The following is a 21,144-nucleotide window of genomic DNA, read 5'->3' as shown; positions in this document are numbered from 1 at the left end:
GGAGCATTGGATGAACGAACCTCATGCGCCGATTTATTTTTACGGACAATATCACTTGTTCTATCAGCACAACCCAATTGGTCCTTACTGGGGAAATATTCATTGGGGGCACGCGGTAAGCGACGATATGGTGAGGTGGAGAGATCTGCCGATCGCTCTGAAGCCCGGCCAATCGGATGCGGATCCTGACGGTTGCTGGTCGGGCAGCGCAGTGATAGACGATGAGGGGATTCCGGTGTTGTTTTACACCGCAGGTAACCTTTCCCAATCCCCCAGTCAGCTCATTGCATCGGCAAAAAGCACGTTCCAGGAAGACCGGGACAACGACTTAATCGCATGGAAGAAGCGGGACGAACCTGTCGTCGTTCAGCAGGAAGGGCAAGTCTGGTTCGGAAATTTCCGTGATCCTTTCCTGTGGAGGGAAGAGGAGATATGGTATATGCTCGTAGGTACCGGATTCTTGGGAGTGGGGGGAACGGCAATGCTGTATACTTCCAACGATCTTGAAAACTGGACCTACCGCAATTATTTTTATGTCGGCAACTATGCGAAGTATCCAAAGTCAGGGAGGATGTGGGAGCTGCCGGTATTTTTAAAACTCGGTCAATCTAGACTAGGCGAAGATCGGTATATTTTCATTGTTAATCCTTGGTTTGGCGAGCCGAGCGAGCATTATAACAAATTTATGTATTACTGGATCGGGACTTTCGAGAAGGAATCATACAGATTCATTCCTGAAGAAGAAGCGCCCCAGACGTTTGTTTTCGGCGAGCATTTCACAGGACCGAGCGGCTTTATTGAGCAAAGAGGCCGTGCGATTATTTTTTCGCTTATTCAGGATTTCCGTACTGATAAACAGCAATATAAAGCCGGTTGGGCACATTGCGCAGGATTGCCGATTGAACTGAAATGGGGGGCGGACAATCAGTTAACCGTGGCACCTATTGAAGAATTGAAGGCATTGCGGAAAAGCAAGCTTCTTTCGCTTTCCGATAAGACGATGGAAAAAGCAAATGAAGCACTGAGCATCATACAAGGAGATGTGCTTGAAATCCTGCTTGAGCTGCGGCCGCAGTCTGCTGAGAAATACGGCATCAAGCTCCGCTGCACAGCCGATGGCGCTGAAGAGACATTGATTTATTATGACCGGAACATGCATGAGTTCAATGTGGATAAGACGAAGTCCAATCTTGACCTTGACGTAAGAATCTGAAGTTTCTGGCAACCAAAGTGTACCCGACAAGAGAAGATGCATTAGGGATTCAAATTTGGGGGGACGACGGCTTAATCGTAAAAAACATGGAAATATGGAGCATGGGTTCCTTTTATTTGCAAGAATGATATAATTGGAAAAAACAAAAAAAGGAAGCATATGCCATGTCAATCGAAACAGTAAAAGCATATTTTGCCGCCTTAGGCAGAGAAGAGGACGTAAAGGAGTTCGCAGTTTCCAGTGCCACGGTTGAGCTGGCGGCTGAGGCTCTGAATGTGGAGCCGGCCCGCATTGCCAAGACCATTTCCTTCCACAGCGACGGGGACGCCACCTGTATCCTGGTCGTGGCCGCCGGCGATGCGAAGGTGGACAGCGGCAAATTCAAACGGCATTTTGGAGTAAAAGCAAAGATGCTAAACCACGATGAGGTCGTCCGTCTGACCGGCCACGCGGTCGGTGGGGTCTGTCCCTTTGCCAATCCGGATGGGGCTAAAACCTTTATGGATATTTCGCTCCAGCGATTCGAAACCGTATTTCCTGCCTGCGGCAGCAGCAATTCTGCGATCGAGCTCCAATGTGACGAGCTCTACCAGTATGCCCGTGCCGTCGAATGGGTGGACGTTTGCAAAGGCTGGCAGCTGGAAGAGTCCGTCGGCTAGCATCGACGGACTAATTTGCTCACATGAGCTCCAACACCTTGCAAAGCTCTATCAGCTGATCTTCTTTTTCCCAATGGCGAATGGCTGACGTCGTGACCGATGTGAATGGTTGTTTGCCCTCATCTATTTTGCTGCTTTTTTGGATTGACAATCAAAGCAATGACGTGTTAAAGTCAATTCAACCCAATAAACCTAGTAATTTAATTGGAAATATAAGATATAAGTCGACCATTTGATTGGAGACTCCTGCTTTACGACACGCGCGTAAAGCCAGGGGTCTTTATTCATTTCATGACTCATCAATCGGGCTAGCGAATGCAAGGCGATTGGACGAGGAAGGGTGTTAAGGAATGATAAACGCATTGTCAAACGAAGCTTACCGTACCGAATGGCGGAAAGTGGAGCCCATTTTGAACGATCCGAAGCATCCGCTACGGCGGCAGGCTTACCTGCTTCCACGGACTTTGGAGGAACTGCGGCGGAAGCGGTCCGGCTTTTACGAAATTGAAGAAGGGGATTCCGTCTTTGCGAATGGTTTGGCGGATTATGCCCACTCGCTGCTCGCTGGCTGGCACGCCCAATGGGGAGGGGGGCCGCCGGCTGCGCTCCCGGAGCAGGCGGAGCATCTATCCAAGCTTTATCGGGAAAGCGAAAACAGCGGAAAAATCATCACCACCTCCCTGCACCCGGTCAAGCCGCTCGATCCGAAGGAGCCGGATGCATCCGTCATCTCCTCCGAAACCGGCGGCGGAATTACGATCCGGGGGCGTCAGACCTTCGGTTCTGAAGCGTTATTTGCGGACGAACTGCTTGTTTTCCTGCAGGAGAGCGGCGAGGATGCGCCGTCAACGGTTGTGCTGCTGCCTGCAAGCAGCGATGGTCTGACGCTGCAATCTTACCCGAGTTTGACTGCCGGAGTGACAGCGTGGTTTGAATCGACATTTGTACCGTGGGAGCGCGTGATCGTGTTCCGGAGCAAGGAAGGGGTAGCGCGGCTATTAACCGACCCGTCCGCCCAATTGCTTGCGGATTATCAGTGGGTGGCGAGGCAGCTGGAAGCGCTGGAGCTTGTCATCGGAACCGCGTTCGCATTGGCCGAACATAAAGGACTGCATACGGAATTGCATATTCAAGGCGACCTGGGAGAGTTGATTCAAGAACTGGAGACGCTGCGGGCGCTACTTCATGCCTCGGAAATCGGAGCCGCAACCTGGGACAACGGAATTATACTGCCGGCTTCCGTCCCGCTGGCAGCCGCCAAAAAGGCTGGCGGGTTGTATTATAAGCGGGCCATAGACGTTTTACAGCGAATTGCCGGGAGCGTCATTGCAGACTCTCCAGCTCTTTCAAGCTCGGGTGAACGGGAGACGCTGCTGCAACTGGTGCTGAAGCTGGCCGGAAGTGAGGCGGCATTCCGGCGGAAGCAGCACGAGGTGTATGCGTTCGGCGATCCGATTCGCCAAGCTGCGGCGTTCTACTTGCACTATCCTACACATCGGCTGCGGAAACGGTACGAACAATTCTGGGCTGCCGCTTCTTCCGGGCAAACCGTTCCGCAGGAGGAACAAACTTTCGTGTAAAGGCTGTGATTGAGGATGACGACAAAAATATCGGCACGTCAGGTGGAAATGCATTACACGGTACGAAGCGACGAAGGGAAGAAGGAGAACATCTCCGTCTTAAACGATTTCAACATCGACGTCAGGGAAGGCGAGTTTCTGGCCATCCTTGGCCCAAGCGGCTGCGGCAAATCGACCTTTTTGAACATATTGGCGGGACTGTCCCGTCAGACGGGCGGGGAAATAACGGTGGACGGCGAGCCGGTGAATGGCGTCAACAGGAAGCACGGCGTCGTATTTCAAGGGTACGCCCTCTTTCCTTGGCGGACCGTGCAGCAGAACGTCGAGGTAGGTCTGCAAATCCGTGGCGTCCCGAAGAAGGAGCGGAAGAAAATCGCACTGGAATATATCCAGCTGGTCGGCCTCCAGTCGTTTGCGAACCGTTACCCTCACGAGCTGTCCGGCGGTATGCGTCAGCGCGTGGCCATTGCCCGTTCACTCGCGTATCAGCCTGATGTGCTGCTAATGGATGAACCGTTCGCAGCGCTGGACGCCCAGACGCGGGAGATTTTACAGTCGGAGCTGCTTCGCATTTGGGATGCACACAAGAAGACGATTATTTTCATTACGCATAGTTTGGATGAAGCAATCTTTCTCGCCGACCGCGTTGCGATTATGACGGCCAGACCGGGAACAATTAAAGAAATCATCGACATTCCGCTTGAGCGACCGCGCAGCGCGGATATTCGCAACTCCGAGTCGTTCGTGAAGCTCCGTCAACGGGCGTGGTCCATTTTGAAGGACGAAGTGGAGCAGTCGCAGACGCTTCACCAACAAGTTAACACGGCAGTACCTGAAGCGGAACCGGAGGAGGAAGAAAAGCATGACGGCAGGCGATCGCTATTTGAAGCGGCTAAATGATGGCAGACGGGTTTGGCTGAACGGGGAGATCGTGCCGGATTTGCCCAGCCATCCCGCTTTCCGCGGCACGGTCCGTTCGGTGGCGGGCATTCTGGATTTGCAGGACGATCCTGTCACCAGTCGGGAGCTTACGTTTACGACAAATACCGGCGCGAGGGCAAACCTCGCCTATCTGATCCCGACGGAGAAGGAAGATATTTTCCGGCGGAGCCGTTCCTATCGGATTTGGTCGGACGCGACATTCGGCGTTATGAGCCGGGTCAGCGGATTTTACCGCGCCCAGTTAACCGGATGGTACATAAACAGAGAGCTGATCCGAAGCGAGCAGCCGCATTTTCCCGAGAAGCTTGCCCGTTATTATACCCATCTAAGGGACAATGATCTGCTTATTACGGCGGCCGGTCACGATCCGCAAATCGACCGCACCAAGCTGGCTTCCGAGCTCGGGGAATTGTACACGGCGCTGCGGATCGTGCGGGAGACCGAAGACGGCATTGTTGTAAGAGGAGCCAAAATGATCGCCACCGGCGGTCCGTATATGGACGAAATCATGGTGTCTCCGCATAGCAAAAAAACGCAGGAGGAGCAGCGGTACGCCGTCATGTTCGCCATTTCCCCGAGCCATCCGGGGGTTCATCTCATCTGCCGCGAATCGTTTGCTTCCGACAATCAGGAGGATCATCCGCTCAGCTCGCGTTATGACGAGATGGATGCCGTTCTCGTGTTCGACGATGCACTCATTCCGTGGGAGCGGGTGTTCATCAAGGATGACCCGGATGCAATATGGAAAATAAGGTCGGATCAGCTCGTGAGCGCGCTCAGTCTGCACGAGAATATTGCGCGGCTCGTCAGCAAGCTGGAGTTTGTGGCTGCAGTCGGGACGGAGCTTGCCGCTTCCATCGGCATTACGAAGTTCGCCCATGTGCAGGAGAAGCTGGCCGAGCTCTATTTCCAGCTGGAATCGGTCCAGGCGCTGCTGTTGTCCGCCGAGCACCGGTCGAAGCTGCACCCGCTTGGTGTCTGGGTGCCGGAAATGCAGCCGATTCTCACCGCCAAAAATTTGGGCAACCGCTACTATCCGAGAGCATTGGAAATTTTGCAGCAGCTGTCGGGCGCGGGAATGCTTCAGGTGCCTTCGACGCTGGCCGAGCTGAACGGGCCGCTCGGACCGCAGCTGCAAAATGTGTACCGCGGCGCAGACCGAAACGCGGAGGACCGGGTGAAACTGCTGAAGCTTGCCTGGGAACTGACTGGAAGCGGACTCGGCGCAAGGCATGAGCTGTACGAGCGTTTTTACGCCGGCGATCCGGTGCGCACGTATGCGGGGCAATATGTGGAATACGACAAACAGCCGCTTCTAGACAAAGTCGGGAAGAGGATCGGATGAGAAAATGGTTCGCGGCGGTCTTGCTTACCCTCATCTCGGCACTTTACTTGTCCGCAGCGCCAGCATCCGCCCATTCCACAGTTTCCGGCATATATCCCGCTCCGGACAGCAGGCTGGCAAAGCCGCCCGAACAGGTGGAGCTGACCTTTAACGAGCGGCTGGAAAACAAGCTGTACACGATAGGGGTCTATAACGGCAAAGGCATGCCGGTGACGAAGCGTCAAGCGGAGATGGACGACAAGCGAAGAACAATCCGGCTGCCGCTTCCCGCGTTAGCGGAAGGAAGCTATACCGTCACTTACCGCATCCTGTCGGCGGACGGTCACCCCGTCCGGGCTTCATATGTGTTTACCGTCGGACTGGACACCGCTCCCCGTATGGGCTATACGTCGGTGTCGAAGCTGCACGAGGAGCATGATATCAGTCAAAACGCAGGCTACTGGGCGGTTCGTCTTTTTTATTACACCGCGCTGCTGTCGACCGCGGGATGGGTGGGCATCCGTCTTTATGCGTCCGGTCTGGCAGAAATCAACCGGCGCCGTTATAGGCTCACGCTTCGTTTGCTTCTTGCCGTTTACATCGCGGCGTTAGCGACGATGGGCTGGCGCGATTTCGCCCGGCTCGGCGAAGGCTTCGGTTCGATGAACCAGCCGGCGGTTGTGCTTGGAACTTCGATCGGCATCTCCTATCTGCTCTCTTTTCTCGCTGCCGCAGCAGGCTTCCTCGCCCTAGGGCGCCGAAAGTGGCTCGATGCGGCTTGGATCGTTCTGTTTCTCGGAGCCAAAAGCTTGAACGGTCACGCGATGGGATATGCGGTTCCGGCCGTTACGGCTCTGCTGGATGTTATCCATATGGCGGCCGCAAGCGTGTGGGCGGGAGTATTGTTCGTCTTCGCTCTGTTCGGGTGGAAGCGGAGAAGAGAGGAGGTCGCGCCGTATTTGCCGCACTGCTCGAAGGCAGCCCTTTGGGCAATCGTCATTCTCGTGAGCAGCGGTGTCATTAACGCCTTGCTTTACTCGAACGGATTCAGCCATCTGGTTGAAACGTGGTGGGGAAAGCTGCTGCTCGCCAAAGCGGCGGCCGTTCTGCTTGTGATCGGCACGGGCGCGATGCTGAGGAGAACGATCAAAAACCGGCATTATCCGCAATTAACGGGATGGTTGACGCTCGATCTTGCTTTGTTTGCGGTCATCCTGTGCATAACGGCCGTGTTCACGTATTTGAACCCGCTTGCCGCAACCGGCCCGCTCTTTTGGCACGAGAACGTAAAGGGGGTACATATTGCGGCGATCGTTACGCCGAACAAACCGGGTGCGGTCAATCAGTTTAACGTATCCTTAGGCACCGGAAGCGGGGATAAGGACTTGAAAAAAGTAACGCTTCGCCTCGCTTATACGGATAACCCGGATATTGCTCCGATCGAGGTGCCGCTTCAGCAGGTCGGAACGAACGGAAGCCCGCTTAGTCTGTACAATTACAATTACAGCGCGGAAGGCGCATACCTTCCCTTTTCCGGCAAGTGGGAGCTTGAGATTCGGGTGCGCGACGAGAACGACGACGAGCTGCTCACGTCCAAAACGTTCTATAGCGAGAGCAAATAGATGGCAAGCAAGCGGAAAGGGAGGGAAAACCGATGAGAAAAAGCATGAAAATGTTGCCGCTGCTGTTGGGAGCGCTGCTCCTTTCAGCCGGCACGGCATCCGCGCACGTCAGCGTTACGCCGGCCGAAACAAAACAGGGTTCGTACGAGGTGTTCACGGTTAGGGTACCGACAGAGAAACAATCGTCGACGACGAAATTGGAAGTTAAATTTCCGGAGGGCGTATCAATCAGCCGGGTCAAGCCGCTTCCGGGATGGACGTATACGTTAGACAAAGACGCCGAAGGCGGCAATACCGCCATTACCTGGACGGCACAGGCGCAAGGCATTGCGGACGGCGAGTTCGAGGAGTTTCATCTTCAAGGCAAGGTCGCGGACGATGCCGGGCAGCTCGTCTGGAAGGCATACCAGACTTATGCGGACGGCTCCGTCGTGGAATGGGTCGGCGCTGCCGGCACGGAAGAGCCAGCGTCCGTTACAAAGGTGCAACCTGGCCGCGGAGCGGGAGCGGAAGACCATCACAGCGCTGCATCGGGGCACGAAGAGACGTCTGCATCCGCTCACGAGAACGATTGGCTTCGTTCTCCATCCTTTATTATTGCTCTTGCCGCGCTGGCGGCAGGCCTGATCGCCCTCTCGCTTTCGCTGCGCAAGAGCAAGCGGGCCGCTTCGCAATAGCGATGGACCGGCTGACTTGGATCGCGGCTTTTACCGCGGGGCTGTTTTCGTTCTTGTCTCCTTGCGTACTGCCGCTTGTACCGGCCTTTCTGAGTCACCTAACCGGTTCGGCTGTAAGCGGCGGTAAAATCGGAGCGGGAAAAGCCGTTTTATTGCTCCGTTCGCTCTGCTTTATTACCGGTTTCAGCATCGTTTTCGTGACACTTGGCGCGTCCACGACACTAGCCGGACAGTGGCTCGGCGCGCATCGGATCGTCGTCAGCCAAGCGAGCGGATTCATCATAGTTTTATTCGGCCTCTATATGGCCGGACTTCTGCATCTTAAGTTGCCGGGCTGGAGCTTGACCGGCGGCGCCGTAGCCAGACTGCCTAAAGGCATGACGGCTTCACTCTTGACCGGCATCGCTTTTGCCGCCGGTTGGACGCCTTGCGTAGGATTGCCGCTTGCTTCAATCCTGCTTCTGGCCGGTGCGGCGGAAACGATGCGGGACGGCATCGGCTATTTGACCGTATATTCGCTTGGGATGGGCGTTCCGTTTCTGGCGGCTGCACTTGTTTTATCTTATTCGCTCGCGGCCGTCAAGTCCGTTAATAGGTATATCCCGCTGTTTACCCGGATAAACGGGTTTGTACTCATCGTAGCCGGTGCGGCGCTTGTCACCGGTCAATGGGGGCTCGCGAGCGCATGGCTGAACCGGGTATTGTAAGCCCGGCGCGAGCATCCGGGACTTGAGTTTTCACTAAATATCGCGTGATGTACATCCGGCATCAGTCGCTTCTTTTTGTGAGGGGATACGATGAAAAAGCATGTGCCTGCTCTACTGATCCTGCTGCTGCTCGCAGGGTGGCAAATCTATGTATACGCTTCGGGTAAAGTGGAGCAGGAGAAGACTGCTGCTTCATTGACCGCCGAGCGGCCTTCCAACAAAGGCGGCGCGTCAGCGGAGCCTTCCGCCGGCGATTTTGCACTGCAGACGCTGGAAGGGGACCTCATCAAGCTGTCGGATTTCGCGGGGAAGACGGTGCTGGTCAATTTCTGGGCAAGCTGGTGCAAGCCATGCTCGCTGGAAATGCCTGAACTGATCTCGCTCGCCGAAGCCCAACCCGATTTGGCCGTACTCGCCGTCAATTTGACGCACACGGAAACAAGTCTGGATGACGTCGCCGATTTTGCCCGCCGGTTCAACATGCCTTTTCCGGTGCTGATTGACGAATCCGGCTCGATTGCCGCTAGATACGGAATCACGAGCTATCCGACGACACTTGTCGTCAGCGCAGACGGAATGCTGACTGAAACGATCGCGGGCCAAACGGAACGGAAGACGCTGGAACGCATACTTGCCTTATTGAACGATTAACGGGATTAACGTTTTATACCACATTTAGGGGAGAGGTTAATCATGAACATAATCAAACCGGTCATCGTCAAAACGAAATGGAAAAAACCGTTGGTAACGGCGGCGTCGCTGCTCATCGCAGCAGCATTGCTCGCATCTTGCGGCAGCACCGGCAAATCGAATCCGAATGCTGAAGCCGGCGAGCAGAAGTCCGCTTCCGGGAACGCAGCGAAGACAGAAGTCGTCGAATTCAAATATCCGGACAATCCCGGCTTCGATCTTGTTTATCTTGCCGATCAGCTTGGCTATTTCGAGGGCACGAGCACAAAGCCGAAATATGTCGGCAAAGTGGCGGCTCCGCAAATCATTCCGCTCGTCGGCACCGGGGATATCGACTTCGGCTCGCGGATGGTACCGCTCGTCATTTCGGCGATCGCAAGCGGCGCGGATATCAAAGTCGTATCGGCCGGCGGAAAAACGCTGCAGGAAGCGCCGCATATGAAATATTTCGCGCGTAACGACGGCAGCGTCAAGACGGCGAAGGATCTGGAAGGGAAGACGATCGGCTTCAATAGCTTCGGGGCGTGCGCCGAATTCGTGTCCAAGAAGTGGTTCCGGGAGCAGAAAGTGGACGTCAGCAAAATCAAATTCCTTGTCGTACCTGACGACAAGCAGGAGCAGACGCTGGAGCAGGGCGGCATCGATCTGGCGATCATTCACGCTCCGTTCTCGGGAAGAGCCGAGCTGAACGACAAGCTTGTCAAATTGTGGAGCGACTACGATCTGGACGGCGGCCTCGGCGGAATGGCGCCTTACAGCGTAAACGGCAAATTTGCGAGAGAGCATCCGCAGGCCGTCAAAGATTTCGTCACCGCCATTGCCAAAACGGCGAACTGGGTCAACGACAATCCGGATGAAGCAAGAGAAATCATTGCCAAGCGCCTGAACATGGACGTGAAATATATTGACCGCTTCGCATACGTTGACGACCTTGTCGTTACCGAGCCGCCGATTCAATATTACATTGATATTTTAGAGAGCGAAGGGAAAATTCCGAAAGGCAAAGTAAACATTAAAGATGTGTACACGAATGAGTTTAACGAGTTCGCGGCAAACGCTGCGGCCACATCGAACACATAGATAAAGGTGGCGTCACGCATGAAAAAGAAAACCAAGTTTGCAAAAAACGTTGCGGACCGCAGCTTGGCGATTGTGCTCTTCATCGTGGTCTGGGAGCTGCTTCCAAGGCTCGGCATCGTCAATCAGGCGTACCTCAGTCCGCCTTCCCAAGTCGTCGAATCTATCGGCAGGCTCGTTTCGAGCGGAGCATTGTGGATTCATGTGACGACCAGCCTGCAGCGGTCGTTATCCGGGCTGCTGCTCGCCATCGTTGCAGGAACACTGCTTGGACTGCTGCTCGGCTGGTTCAAACGGTTCGAATCCATTCTCGATCCGCTGCTGCAGCTGTTTCGGCAAATTTCCGCTTTTGCCCTGTTTCCGGTCTTTATCTTGTTCCTTGGAATCGGCGAACCTTCCAAAACAGCCATCATATTGTGGGCGTCGTTTTGGCCGATCTTGCTGAACACGGTCAGCGGGGTAAAGCATGTCGACAAGCTTCTGATCGATTCGGCCAAATCAATGGGCGCGACGCAGCTGTTCATCTTTTTCAGAGTCATTTTGCCTTCGGCCGCGCCGAGCATTTTTACCGGTATCCGGCTGGGCGGCGCTTATTGCATCACCGCGCTCGTTGCGGCTGAAATGATCGGTTCGTCGGCCGGCCTCGGCTTTTATATTTTAAACTCGCAGGAAGTGTTCCAAATTCCGGATATGTATGCCGGCATTATATTACTTGCGTTTTTAGGCTTGCTGCTCAATTATTTGCTGGCATTGATCGAGGGCCGGTTTACCCGCTGGCGCAAAGGGTTGTCGAACAATGCGTAAGAAAGGTCGGAACTTATTTGAAGAGCCGGCGTGCAGTCGTTCTGGCTGTCATCCTCATCGTTGCCGTACTGAGCGGCTGCGGCGAACGAAACGGTGCCGGCAGCGTTCCGGGCGAACAAACCATCCAGAGGCTGCCGCTAAATACCGGTAAGCTGGTTATCGGTTACAGGACGAACGGTGCGCTGTCGGCGCTAAAAGTAAAAGGGGAGCTTGAGCGGAAGCTTTCGTCCTATCCGGTCAAAGTGGAATGGCGCGCTTTTCCGGATGATGCCGCCTTATTTAAGGCGATTCAGGAAGGAAGCGCCGATATCGGCGGCGTCGGTGATTCGGTTGCCGGATTCCTGCATAACAAGAGCGCTCCGGTCGTTTATTTGGCGGCTGAGCCGGCCAACCCGGAAGCGCATGCTGTCGTCGTGCCGCTCGATTCGGACATTGTTGCAGCAGCGGATCTAAAAGGAAGGAAGGTCGCCTACACAGCCTGGTCAAACGAGCATTTTCTGCTGCTTCAAACGTTGGATAAATCCGGTTTGTCGCTGTCCGACGTGACCTCCGTACAGATGCAACCGGGCGACCTGCCTCGTTCGTTCGAAAACGGCGATGCGGACGCTTGGGTCGTTGCCGAACCGGAACTGAGCCGGATCGAACCGGCAGGCATAAGAATCGTTGCAGATGGCAATGGCAACATCGGTCAAAGGGAAATCTATGTGACGACGCCCGAGAACGTGCGGGAACGAAGAGATCTGCTGGACATCGTATTAACCGAAATCGCCAGCTTGGACGATTGGATAACAAACGACGTTCACAGCGCGGCCGAGCTGCTTGCCGCAAATACGGATGTGTCGCATCTGGAATGGCTTGCCTTGTTCGAACGGAAAGCATATGGAACGGCTCCTTTTCTGGAAGGAATCGCCCGAGAGGAACAGCGGCTGGTCGATACGCTTGCCCAGCTTGCGGGAAGAAAGGAACGATTTTTCGTCAAGGATCTGCTGCTTCAGGCCGATCCATGAAAAGCGTCCCGAGCCTGAGATAGGAGTCGAGGCGTTTCATTCGTATTATACCGCTCAATAATGAATAGGGAAGGGAGCATCTAAGTGGAAATATTTTGGTTTATTCCGACTCACGGGGACGGCCGGTATTTGGGAACAAGAGAAGGCGCCCGTTCGGTCAGCTACGCCTACTGCAAGCAAATCGCTCAGGCTGCGGATGAGCTGGGATATGGGGGCGTTCTTCTCCCGACGGGGAAATCGTGCGAGGATGCCTGGGTGGTCGCTTCCACTCTTGTTCCGGTAACGGAAAAACTGAAGTTTCTCGTCGCCGTGCGGCCGGGTCTAATGTCGCCGACGCTTGCGGCGCGAATGTCATCGACGCTCGACCGCTTCTCACGCGGGCGGCTGCTCATCAATGTTGTGACCGGAGGCGATCCGGTCGAAATGGCGGGCGAAGGACTTTTTTTGAACCATGACGAGCGTTACGGTCTGACCGACGAATTTCTGGACATCTGGCGGAAAGAACTGGCGGGAGAAGAAGTCGATTTTCGCGGCGATCATCTAAGTGTGGAAGGCGGCAAAGTGCTGTATCCGTCCATTCAGAAGCCTTATCCGCCGCTTTATTTCGGCGGTTCGTCGGAAGCGGCGATGAAAGTGGCGGCCGAGCATGTTGACGTCTACCTCACCTGGGGCGAGCCGCCGGATCAGGTAGCGGAGAAGATCGACCGGATGCGCAAGCTTGCGGCGGCCAAAGGCCGAACGCTCCGATTCGGCATCCGGATGCACGTCATCGTCAGGCCTACCGAAGAGGAGGCGTGGCGGGCGGCGGATGAGTTGATCGCCCATTTGGACGACGAGACGATTGCCGCCGCGCAGCGCATTTATGCGCGAATGGACTCCGAAGGACAGAAGCGGATGACGCAGCTTCACCAGGGTGACCGATCGAAGCTTGTCATATCCCCTAATCTGTGGGCGGGCATCGGGCTCGTGCGCGGAGGGGCGGGGACGGCGCTTGTCGGCAACCCGGATAATGTATCAGAGCGGATCAAGGAGTACGCCGATCTCGGCATCGATACGTTTATTCTTTCGGGTTATCCGCATTTGGAGGAAGCCTATCGAACGGCTGAGCTGCTCTTTCCGCGGCTTCCGCTGAACCGAGCAAGCTCTGCCGGTAATCCGGGCTACATCAGTCCCTACGGAGAAATCATCGCCAATAACGAACTGCCGCGGAGCAAGGTAACGGCCGAGCGGTAATCGGCTGGGAACTAGAGGAACAGCTGGGGCATTACATCCTTTTATGGAGCTTGTAGATTGTGAACGTATGAATTAATATTATAGTATTATTCCGAAAAAAATGGATGGTCTTCTGATCATCCATTTTTTTGTATATTTCATTATTGAACCTCATCAGAGGGGGTAGTCCCATGAAACCGACGCTTACCGAAGAGCTGAAACAAACGATAATCGGTGTTCATCAGGAACAAGGCAGGGAGTGGATTGATAATTTCGCAGAACTGGTCCGCTACTGCGAAAATAAATGGGAAATCCGGTTTTTAACTCCTTATGCGCCTTCATATCACTTTGTCACACCGGTTGTTTTCCCGAATGGAACCGAAGCAGTACTGAAATTAGGCGTTCCTGGCAACGAAATGCGCTCGGAAATCGAAACGCTCCTCACGTATAAGGGAGAGGGGGCTGTGCGGCTTCTCGACTCAGATCATGTGAGAGGCATTTTACTTCTTGAGCGGCTGAAGCCGGGACGGACCCTTCACAGTATCCCGGATGACGAGGAAGCGGTAAGGATTGCGGCAAGTGTCATGCGGAAAATTGCAAGACCTGCACCGTCGCAAGCCATATTTCCATCCACGTCAGACTGGGCAAATGGGTTGAATAAGCTTCGTCAACGATATGATGGAGGGACGGGTCCTTTTCCGGAGTGGATCGTAGAAAAGGCTGAGCGTTTATACGCCATGCTGAACGGAACGGTACAGAACAAGCTGCTCCTTCATGGCGATCTGCATCACGGCAACATTCTTTCGGCGGAACGGGAGCCATGGCTCGCAATCGATCCGAAAGGATTGATCGGTGAAGCAGAGTATGGCGTGATCCAGTTTTTGTTGAACAACTTGCCTGGGAAAAATGACGGAGAAATCATCGAACGTCGAATCAATCAGTTTGAGAAGGAATTGCAGCTCAATAAGAGCAGAATCATAGCATGGACCTTCTGTCACGCGGTGCTTTCCGCCTGGTGGCATCTCGAGGGCAGCAGTCCAGGCTTCGATAACGCGCTCCGCACAGCTATTGACATCCATGATTTGCTCTCCTGAAGCTGAGAAGTACAGTTGATGAGCTGTGATGAAGTAATACAAAAGTGTTCGAAGGGCTGCCATTTGGCGGCCCTTTGTTGTTTGAGTTACCTTAAAATTAAACTGCTTAGTTGCGGCTTTTTTTGTTGTAAGGATACCTATTCTCCATCAGCCTCAAGGATAAGACTCTTTTTCCTACGCTGCGAAAAAGTACCGAATTTCAGACACAAAAAGCAGGTCAAAGCGCATAACATAAATATATAATCCGATTGAAATAGTCTGCTTAAAAAATCCTCGAAAGGGGTCTGCAAGAACGATGGGAAGAGAATTCGTGAGCTTGTTCGATCAATGGTCCGAAGAGTACGACCGGACGGTTTCGGGCCATGACGAACAATACAGAGAAGTATTTGAACATTACGGTGACATCCTTGAGGCAGTAGCTTCACGCAGTTTCGGAACAGTTGTCGAATTTGGCGCCGGTACGGGCAACCTGTCGGAGCAGCTGCTGCGGCGGGGCCTGAAAGTGTACGGTGTCGAGCCATCGCAAGGGATGCGCGCTCAGATTCAGAAACGAAACCTCGACTTTGTGCTGCTGGACGGGGATTTTCTTCATTTTCCTCCAATACCCGAGCAAGTAAATAGCATCGTAAGCACGTATGCCTTCCACCATTTGACGGATGAAGAGAAGGAACAAGCGCTGTCCATCTACAGCACGCTGCTCGGGAAAGGCGGAAAAATCGTCTTCGCCGATATTGCGTTTCGCGATGAGCAGGACCGCGAAAAGACCGAAGCATATATCGCGGAAAAGGGGCACTTCGACTTACTTCAAGATCTGCAGACCGAATATTCCACGACGCTTGATCGATTGAAATCAATGTTTAACCGTCATGGCTTCTCGGTTTCGTTCGGAAAGCTAAACCGGTACGTCTGGCTGATGGAAGCGGCGAAAGGACACACACAGAGTTAGAAGGGGGTGTTTCACAGATGGCGATATATCGCAGCGTTCATGAAGTTGTCGGGAATACGCCGCTTGTGGAGCTTACAAGCTTCCCGCTTCCCGAAGGCGTCCGGCTGTTCGCCAAGCTGGAGTTCATGAATCCGGGGGAAGCGTAAAAGACAGGCTCGGGCTGCAGCTGCTGGACAGCGCTTTTGCCAGCGGGCAACTGCGGCCGGGAGGCACACTGATCGAACCGACTGCGGGGAATACGGGAATCGGACTGGCCTTGGCTGCGATCGGGCGGGGAGTCACCGTCATTTTTGTCGTTCCCGAGAAGTTCAGTATGGAGAAGCAGCAGCTGATGAAGGCGCTTGGAGCTAGAATCGTCAATACTCCATCAGAGGAGGGGATGACCGGCGCGATCCGTAAGGCCGAGCAGCTGGTGAAAGAAATCCCCGGCTCTTTCAGCCCCGGACAGTTCTCCAATCCGGCCAATCCGGAAACGTATTATAAGACGCTCGCACCGGAAATTTGGCGTGATCTGAAGGGGGAGATCGACGTGTTTGTCGCCGGCGCCGGCTCGGGCGGAACGTTCATGGGCACGGCTCGGTATTTGAAAGAGCGAAATCCGCGGTTAAAAACGGCCATTGTCGAGCCGGAAGGCTCCATTCTTGGGGGAGGCGAGCCGGGTTCCCACAGGACGGAAGGAATTGGCGTGGAGACGCTCGCGCCGTTTATGGATGTTGCTTATTTCGATGCCGTCCATACGATCCGGGACGAAGATGCGTTCGACAGAGTGAAGGAGCTTGCACTGCTCGAAGGGCTGCTTGTCGGAAGTTCATCGGGGGCTGCATTGCATGCAGCATTGGTCGAAGCGGAAAAGGCAGCCCCGGGAAGCCGCATCGTGACGGTATTTCCGGACAGCAGCGAGCGCTATTTGAGCAAACATATTTACGAGGGGAGCATGCCGATATGAAGCCAAAAACGAAACTGATCCACGGCGGCATTCCCGGCGATTCGCATACGGGAGCGGTTAGCATTCCGATCTATCAGGCCAGCACTTACAAGCAGGAGGATATCGGCGTGCACAAAGGGTATGAGTACTCCCGGACGGGAAACCCGACGCGGCACGCCCTTGAAGAGCTGATCAAAGATTTGGAGGAAGGGGAAAGAGGTTTTGCTTTCGGTTCGGGAATGGCGGCCATTACGGCTGTCATGTCGCTGTTCAATGCCGGCGACCACATTATTCTGAATGACGACGTTTATGGCGGAACGTATCGGATTGCCACCAAAGTGCTGAGCCGTCTCGGCATTGAATCGACTTTTGTCGATACGACCGATTTGGACGAAGCGGATCGGGCGGTCCGGCCGAATTCGAAGGCTCTGTTCGTGGAGACGCCGACCAACCCGCTGCTCAAGGTGACCGACATTGCGGAAGCCGCCAAATGGGCGAAATCGCGGAATTTGCTGCTGATCGTCGACAACACGTTCAGCACGCCGTATTGGCAGACGCCGATCGCGCTCGGGGCGGACATTGTGCTGCATTCGGCCACAAAATATATCGGAGGACACAGCGATGTTGTCGCCGGACTCGCCGTCGTGAACAGCGGCAAGCTGGGCGAGGAGCTGCATTTTATCCAGAACGCGACGGGCGGGGTGCTCGGTCCCCATGATTCATGGCTGCTCATCCGCGGCTTGAAGACGCTGGGGCTGCGCATGGAAGCGCATGAGCGGAACGCCCGCGATGTCGCCTCGTTTTTGTCGGGGCATCCGGCGGTGCACCGCATTTATTATCCGGGCCTGGCGAGCCATCCCGGGCACGCGGTCGCGAGGCGCCAGGCGCGCGGCTTCGGCGGCATGATCTCGTTTGATGTCGGCAGCGCGGAGAAAGCGTCCGATGTGCTGCGGAAGGTGAACTATTTTACCCTTGCGGAAAGTCTGGGAGCCGTAGAGAGCCTGATCTCCGTTCCGGCCAAAATGACTCATGCGTCGATCCCGCGCGAGCGGCGGGAGGAGCTCGGTATTACGGACGGATTGATCCGGATTTCCGTCGGCATTGAAGACAGCGAAGATTTGATTGAAGACCTGACTAAGAGTTTGGAGTAGCTTGACTTCTAGTCTAGAATAGCCTGACATAGGGCCTAGAAAAGCCTGACTATAAGCGCCTGGAATGAACGAAAAGCTGCGTTGATCGCGGCTTTTTTTATTTTATGGCGGTTATGGCAGGCTCTTTCCCGACAACTGACAATCGGCACGACGATTCGGAAGACTGTGACATTTTCATGCTCCTGGATAACGGGTAAGCCTTTTCAATTCCGTTAAAAGGAAAATTTTAAATTATGGAGAAATTTTTATTCAATAATTGTTCAAAACCGGTCGGCCGGCGGCATCTACCTTAGTGAGGCTGAAAGAGACGCAGGAGGATGGCATGGGAAACATGAGAATGGAAGCGCAAAAAGAAGCGGGCATGATCAAAGATGAACGGGACAGGGGCGTGCAGACAGAACAAATCCGATCATTGGTCGAGCGGGCGCAGATGGGGGATACCGAGGCATTCGGCCAGCTGATCGAGCAGCACCGGAGCAAGGCGCGAAGCTTAGCCGAGCGGATGACGAGAGATCCGCATATGGCCGACGATGTCGTGCAGGATGCGATCATTCGGGCGTTTATGCATCTGGGCTCGCTTGCAGATACAAGCCGGTTCCTCCCGTGGTTCCACCGCATCGTACGCAATCAGGTGAATATGCGCATGCGCCGCGGCGGCCCGCACCGGAAGGAAAGGCCGTTCGCGTCCATGGGAGCCGTCGATAATGACTGGTCCCGGGTCGACTGGGAGGATCTGGACAGCATCCTGTATCATCTTGCCCGCCATGCGGCCGATGCTGCAGCAAGGAATCAGGATCCGGCGGAAAACCTGCTGCGCAAAGAAATGTACGAAACGATCCACGGGCTTCTTCATTGCCTGGCGCCCAAAGAGCGGGCCATATTCAGAGCTTATTTTTTCCAGCAGCTGAGTCCTGAGGAAATCGCGTCCATGTACCGAATGACAACCGGTTCCATTTATACGACCCTTCATCGCTCCCGCCAGAAGCTCCGTAAGGAGCATATCTGCGTCTCTCTTGGTCTTATACCGAAGAAGGGAGGGGGCGGATTGACCCGAAGTAAAATGCTGCAGCTGCCGGACCGGCCGGAGCACTCTTCAGTCGCAACAACTTTCGTGAACAGTATCGGGATCATGCTGGCTGCGATCGGGGATTATCGCGAGACGGCAGAGTTGATGGGAATCTCCGGCTTTGCATTTCGTATGAAGATATCGGACCGAACGACATTTGCCGACGGCATGTACATGTTTGACTGGAGGCTGACGCTCCAGACGGTCATGGAGGAGCTTGGCTACAACGTTACAATACTCTGCGGGCAGCTCGTGGATTCGCCAATCCCGCTGCTTGGCGCAGTAGAGCGGTTTCCGGTCGTTCTGCCGATCGAAGAAGCAGTGCTGCCTTTCATTCACAAGTATATCGATCTTGGAAAGCCGGTGTTATATTTCGACACTTATGCTGCAAAGCCTTATGTCCACGAGTGGTCGGTCATTTACGGGTACGACGATGAACGGCGGATCGTTTACTTGACCGATCCGATGTATCCCGAGGGTAAAACGCTTTCGTACGACGACGTAACGGACAATCCGGTTCGTTTTGCCGCCGGCATTGACGGCGCTCTCACAACGAGAAAGGAAGTGCAGCCAACAAGGGAATCGGGGCTCCGGCATCAAGCGGAACAGACCGTCTGTTTCGCTGTCCATTACGCAAGGCATGGCTGCGATTATCGTCCGAAGACCAGCTACCTGCAGTATACAAGCGGACTTGCGGCATACGACCGTTGGATCGGCCATCTTCGGAGCAGTCACGTCGTTCCGAACCGGTATGGAATGGGACATTTGGCTTTCGTTTATGCCGAAACGAAACGCTGTGCGTCGCTTTTTTTACGCGGAGTCTTATTCGAAGGGGAAGCAATGCGGCTGACGCTGCTCGCTGCGGATGCGTATGAACAAGCGGCGTCAGCGATGGAGAAGCTGAGCTCGATTGTACCGTTTATTCGTACTTACGAGATGCTTCTGCCAGAAATCATCGAGAGATGTGCCGCATATTTGGAGCAAGCAAAAGAGTTTGAAACGTTCGCTGTAGCCTATTTAGAACAAGCGCTTACATTCATTGGAGAAGGGGAGTAAGCTGCAATGACCGAAATTCGATTTTTAACGCAAATTACATACAACATGAATGAGGTGATGGCCGCGAAGGAATCGTTCGAACGGGAGAACGCAGGCGTTCGGGTTGTGATCGAGCAGTGCAAAGATTATTTTGAAATGATGCAGGCATTCAAGTCCGGACATGCGCCCGATATTATCGAAACAGGCGGATTCCCGGTCGGAAACCCGGACGGCATCTTTATCGATTTGAACCCGTTCGTTGCTGAAAGCGAAGGCCTGGAAGAGGATATATTTCCGGGTCTGCTTCGTATTGCGAGACATGGCGGAACGCTGCCCGCACTGCCGATTGAGATCAGTCCGCCGCTCATCATGTTCAACAAAGAGATGTTCGACCGTGCAGGGCTGCCCTATCCGACGGAAGATTGGACCTGGGATGATATGGTTGAACTGGCGAAGCGGCTGACGATCCGCGACGGACAAGGGATCGCGAGTCAGTTCGGCTTCGGGCTTGGCGTCGATATCGAGTGGTTCGAGCCTTTTGTAATGCGCAATGGAGGAAGATACTTATCCCCCGACGGCTCGACGTCCAGAGGATATGCGGATAGCCCCGCTACCATTGAAGCATTCCGCAAAATCATCGATGCGTACCGGGTACACGGCATTATTCGGAAGCCGGGAGAAAGCTCCAATGCGGAGCGCCAGCATGATGAGAGCGCCATGACGTTCTGCTTTGTATGGGATACTTATTGTAAGTCGGATGATCGGTATGAAATTGTAGGTCTGCCGTCGCTGCCGGGCGGAGAAGAAGCTAATATGATCTATATGGGCGGAGCGGGGGTAACGACGAAATCGGCGAATCCGCGTCTCGCATGGGAGTTTTTGCGCCATTACCTTCTGGAGCGTCATTCGTGGATGCCGCCGGCTTCGAAGTCGCAAGCGGAGCAAAGGGGGCTTATGAAGCACCGGATTTGGTCCCGTTACTTAAAGGAGCTCGACAATGTCCAGATTAGCGGATTCTTTCTGAGCAAGAAGTGGAACGCCTCCCGGCAGCTGATCAATGATGATATAAACAAGATGATTTTGGAAGGGGCCGACGTGGCGCAAACGCTGCGTTCCTGGGCGAGGTATGCGTAAATGGGCGAAACTTATGTCAACTCTGCTTGCCGTAGAATATAATGAGCAAAAGAGAAAGAGTTTCGAGAGTCATACACACCCAAGCCCCTGTACTCCTGCAGATACTAGCCTGCAAAAAATATTACGAAGCGGAAGCACCGCGATAGTAGCAAAGACCATGAGGGGAAGCACCCCAGCATGGTCTTTTTCTTCTTTATATAAAAGACGTAGCGGTTTCCCGGGCAGGGATGATACCTGAATGTGCAGAGCGATGCACGTGCGAACACATATCGTCTATTC

Annotated in this window: 18 protein-coding genes and 1 pseudogene; all 19 read left to right on the top strand. The window is 54.2% G+C overall.

The annotated features are described in order from the left end of the window. The first annotated feature begins 10 nt into the window (after window positions 1–10). The 19 genes and pseudogenes from VN24_RS23050 (at window position 11) to VN24_RS22960 (ending at window position 20,865) form a co-directional block, all read left to right on the top strand. Window positions 11–1,213, top strand: a complete 1,203-nt coding sequence (locus tag VN24_RS23050; protein ID WP_158453705.1) for a glycoside hydrolase family 32 protein — start codon at window positions 11–13, stop codon at window positions 1,211–1,213. 164 nt (window positions 1,214–1,377) lie between these two features. Further along, window positions 1,378–1,872: a YbaK/EbsC family protein gene (locus VN24_RS23045; protein ID WP_045672335.1), complete on the top strand. Its 495-nt coding sequence runs from the start codon at window positions 1,378–1,380 to the stop codon at window positions 1,870–1,872. Between the two features lie 350 nt (window positions 1,873–2,222). Continuing rightward, on the top strand, window positions 2,223–3,452 hold the full coding sequence (locus tag VN24_RS23040) for a 4-hydroxyphenylacetate 3-hydroxylase C-terminal domain-containing protein (RefSeq protein ID WP_045672334.1): 1,230 nt from the start codon (window positions 2,223–2,225) through the stop codon (window positions 3,450–3,452). 15 nt (window positions 3,453–3,467) lie between these two features. Further along, window positions 3,468–4,352 (top strand): ABC transporter ATP-binding protein, encoded by an 885-nt coding sequence (locus VN24_RS23035; RefSeq protein WP_082084072.1) that lies wholly within the window; start codon window positions 3,468–3,470, stop codon window positions 4,350–4,352. Next, complete coding sequence (locus VN24_RS23030; protein WP_045672333.1) at window positions 4,315–5,739, top strand: 4-hydroxyphenylacetate 3-hydroxylase family protein; 1,425 nt, start codon at window positions 4,315–4,317, stop codon at window positions 5,737–5,739. The genes VN24_RS23035 and VN24_RS23030 overlap by 38 nt, the downstream gene beginning before the upstream one ends. Continuing rightward, window positions 5,736–7,340 carry a copper resistance CopC/CopD family protein gene (locus tag VN24_RS23025; RefSeq protein WP_045672332.1) on the top strand — a complete coding sequence of 535 codons (1,605 nt, stop codon included), beginning with the start codon at window positions 5,736–5,738 and terminating at the stop codon, window positions 7,338–7,340. Before VN24_RS23030 ends, VN24_RS23025 begins: the two co-directional genes overlap by 4 nt. A gap of 32 nt (window positions 7,341–7,372) precedes the next feature. After that, window positions 7,373–8,017, top strand: a complete 645-nt coding sequence (locus VN24_RS23020) for a YcnI family copper-binding membrane protein (RefSeq protein ID WP_045672331.1) — start codon at window positions 7,373–7,375, stop codon at window positions 8,015–8,017. A gap of 2 nt (window positions 8,018–8,019) precedes the next feature. Further along, on the top strand, window positions 8,020–8,724 hold the full coding sequence (locus VN24_RS23015) for a cytochrome c biogenesis CcdA family protein (RefSeq protein WP_052703106.1): 705 nt from the start codon (window positions 8,020–8,022) through the stop codon (window positions 8,722–8,724). A gap of 90 nt (window positions 8,725–8,814) precedes the next feature. Continuing rightward, complete coding sequence (locus VN24_RS23010; protein WP_045672330.1) at window positions 8,815–9,375, top strand: TlpA family protein disulfide reductase; 561 nt, start codon at window positions 8,815–8,817, stop codon at window positions 9,373–9,375. Window positions 9,376–9,417: 42 nt separating this feature from the next. Beyond that, entirely contained in the window at window positions 9,418–10,494 is a 1,077-nt protein-coding gene (locus VN24_RS23005; protein WP_052703105.1) for an ABC transporter substrate-binding protein, read from the top strand. An 18-nt stretch (window positions 10,495–10,512) separates the two neighbouring features. After that, the gene (locus VN24_RS23000) at window positions 10,513–11,295 is read left to right on the top strand and encodes an ABC transporter permease (RefSeq protein WP_045672329.1); all 783 of its coding nucleotides are present in this window, start codon (window positions 10,513–10,515) and stop codon (window positions 11,293–11,295) included. A gap of 17 nt (window positions 11,296–11,312) precedes the next feature. Beyond that, a complete protein-coding gene (locus tag VN24_RS22995) occupies window positions 11,313–12,302 on the top strand; it encodes an ABC transporter substrate-binding protein (RefSeq protein ID WP_045672328.1) in 990 nt (329 codons plus the stop codon). Between the two features lie 84 nt (window positions 12,303–12,386). Continuing rightward, on the top strand, window positions 12,387–13,535 hold the full coding sequence (ssuD, locus tag VN24_RS22990) for an FMNH2-dependent alkanesulfonate monooxygenase (protein WP_045672327.1): 1,149 nt from the start codon (window positions 12,387–12,389) through the stop codon (window positions 13,533–13,535). 170 nt (window positions 13,536–13,705) lie between these two features. Beyond that, the gene (locus VN24_RS22985) at window positions 13,706–14,608 is read left to right on the top strand and encodes an aminoglycoside phosphotransferase family protein (protein WP_045672326.1); all 903 of its coding nucleotides are present in this window, start codon (window positions 13,706–13,708) and stop codon (window positions 14,606–14,608) included. A gap of 295 nt (window positions 14,609–14,903) precedes the next feature. Beyond that, the gene (locus VN24_RS22980; protein WP_045672325.1) at window positions 14,904–15,554 is read left to right on the top strand and encodes a class I SAM-dependent DNA methyltransferase; all 651 of its coding nucleotides are present in this window, start codon (window positions 14,904–14,906) and stop codon (window positions 15,552–15,554) included. 17 nt (window positions 15,555–15,571) lie between these two features. Then, a pseudogene (locus VN24_RS22975) lies at window positions 15,572–16,500 on the top strand (PLP-dependent cysteine synthase family protein). Then, window positions 16,497–17,630: a bifunctional cystathionine gamma-lyase/homocysteine desulfhydrase gene (locus tag VN24_RS22970; protein ID WP_045672324.1), complete on the top strand. Its 1,134-nt coding sequence runs from the start codon at window positions 16,497–16,499 to the stop codon at window positions 17,628–17,630. The pseudogene VN24_RS22975 and the gene VN24_RS22970 overlap by 4 nt, the downstream one beginning before the upstream one ends. A 322-nt stretch (window positions 17,631–17,952) precedes the next feature. After that, window positions 17,953–19,752, top strand: coding sequence for an RNA polymerase sigma factor (locus VN24_RS22965; RefSeq protein ID WP_045672323.1), 1,800 nt, complete (start codon window positions 17,953–17,955; stop codon window positions 19,750–19,752). Between the two features lie 6 nt (window positions 19,753–19,758). Next, a complete protein-coding gene (locus tag VN24_RS22960; protein WP_045672322.1) occupies window positions 19,759–20,865 on the top strand; it encodes an extracellular solute-binding protein in 1,107 nt (368 codons plus the stop codon). Window positions 20,866–21,144 lie beyond the last annotated feature (279 nt).

It is taken from the genome of Paenibacillus beijingensis (assembly GCF_000961095.1).
GTDB lineage: Bacteria > Bacillota > Bacilli > Paenibacillales > Paenibacillaceae > Paenibacillus_O > Paenibacillus_O beijingensis.
This window is presented reverse-complemented; position numbering and strand designations above follow the sequence as displayed.

Coding starts and splice junctions, on each gene's coding strand:
- VN24_RS22985 (WP_045672326.1), top strand. CDS start 13,706: ATGAAACCGACGCTTACCGAAGAGCTGAAACAAACGATAATCGGTGTT.
- VN24_RS23015 (WP_052703106.1), top strand. CDS start 8,020: ATGGACCGGCTGACTTGGATCGCGGCTTTTACCGCGGGGCTGTTTTCG.
- VN24_RS23030 (WP_045672333.1), top strand. CDS start 4,315: ATGACGGCAGGCGATCGCTATTTGAAGCGGCTAAATGATGGCAGACGG.
- VN24_RS22965 (WP_045672323.1), top strand. CDS start 17,953: ATGGGAAACATGAGAATGGAAGCGCAAAAAGAAGCGGGCATGATCAAA.
- VN24_RS23020 (WP_045672331.1), top strand. CDS start 7,373: ATGAGAAAAAGCATGAAAATGTTGCCGCTGCTGTTGGGAGCGCTGCTC.
- VN24_RS22980 (WP_045672325.1), top strand. CDS start 14,904: ATGGGAAGAGAATTCGTGAGCTTGTTCGATCAATGGTCCGAAGAGTAC.
- VN24_RS22970 (WP_045672324.1), top strand. CDS start 16,497: ATGAAGCCAAAAACGAAACTGATCCACGGCGGCATTCCCGGCGATTCG.
- VN24_RS23035 (WP_082084072.1), top strand. CDS start 3,468: ATGACGACAAAAATATCGGCACGTCAGGTGGAAATGCATTACACGGTA.
- VN24_RS22960 (WP_045672322.1), top strand. CDS start 19,759: ATGACCGAAATTCGATTTTTAACGCAAATTACATACAACATGAATGAG.
- VN24_RS23050 (WP_158453705.1), top strand. CDS start 11: ATGAACGAACCTCATGCGCCGATTTATTTTTACGGACAATATCACTTG.
- VN24_RS23025 (WP_045672332.1), top strand. CDS start 5,736: ATGAGAAAATGGTTCGCGGCGGTCTTGCTTACCCTCATCTCGGCACTT.
- VN24_RS23010 (WP_045672330.1), top strand. CDS start 8,815: ATGAAAAAGCATGTGCCTGCTCTACTGATCCTGCTGCTGCTCGCAGGG.
- VN24_RS23040 (WP_045672334.1), top strand. CDS start 2,223: ATGATAAACGCATTGTCAAACGAAGCTTACCGTACCGAATGGCGGAAA.
- VN24_RS23005 (WP_052703105.1), top strand. CDS start 9,418: ATGAACATAATCAAACCGGTCATCGTCAAAACGAAATGGAAAAAACCG.
- VN24_RS23000 (WP_045672329.1), top strand. CDS start 10,513: ATGAAAAAGAAAACCAAGTTTGCAAAAAACGTTGCGGACCGCAGCTTG.
- VN24_RS23045 (WP_045672335.1), top strand. CDS start 1,378: ATGTCAATCGAAACAGTAAAAGCATATTTTGCCGCCTTAGGCAGAGAA.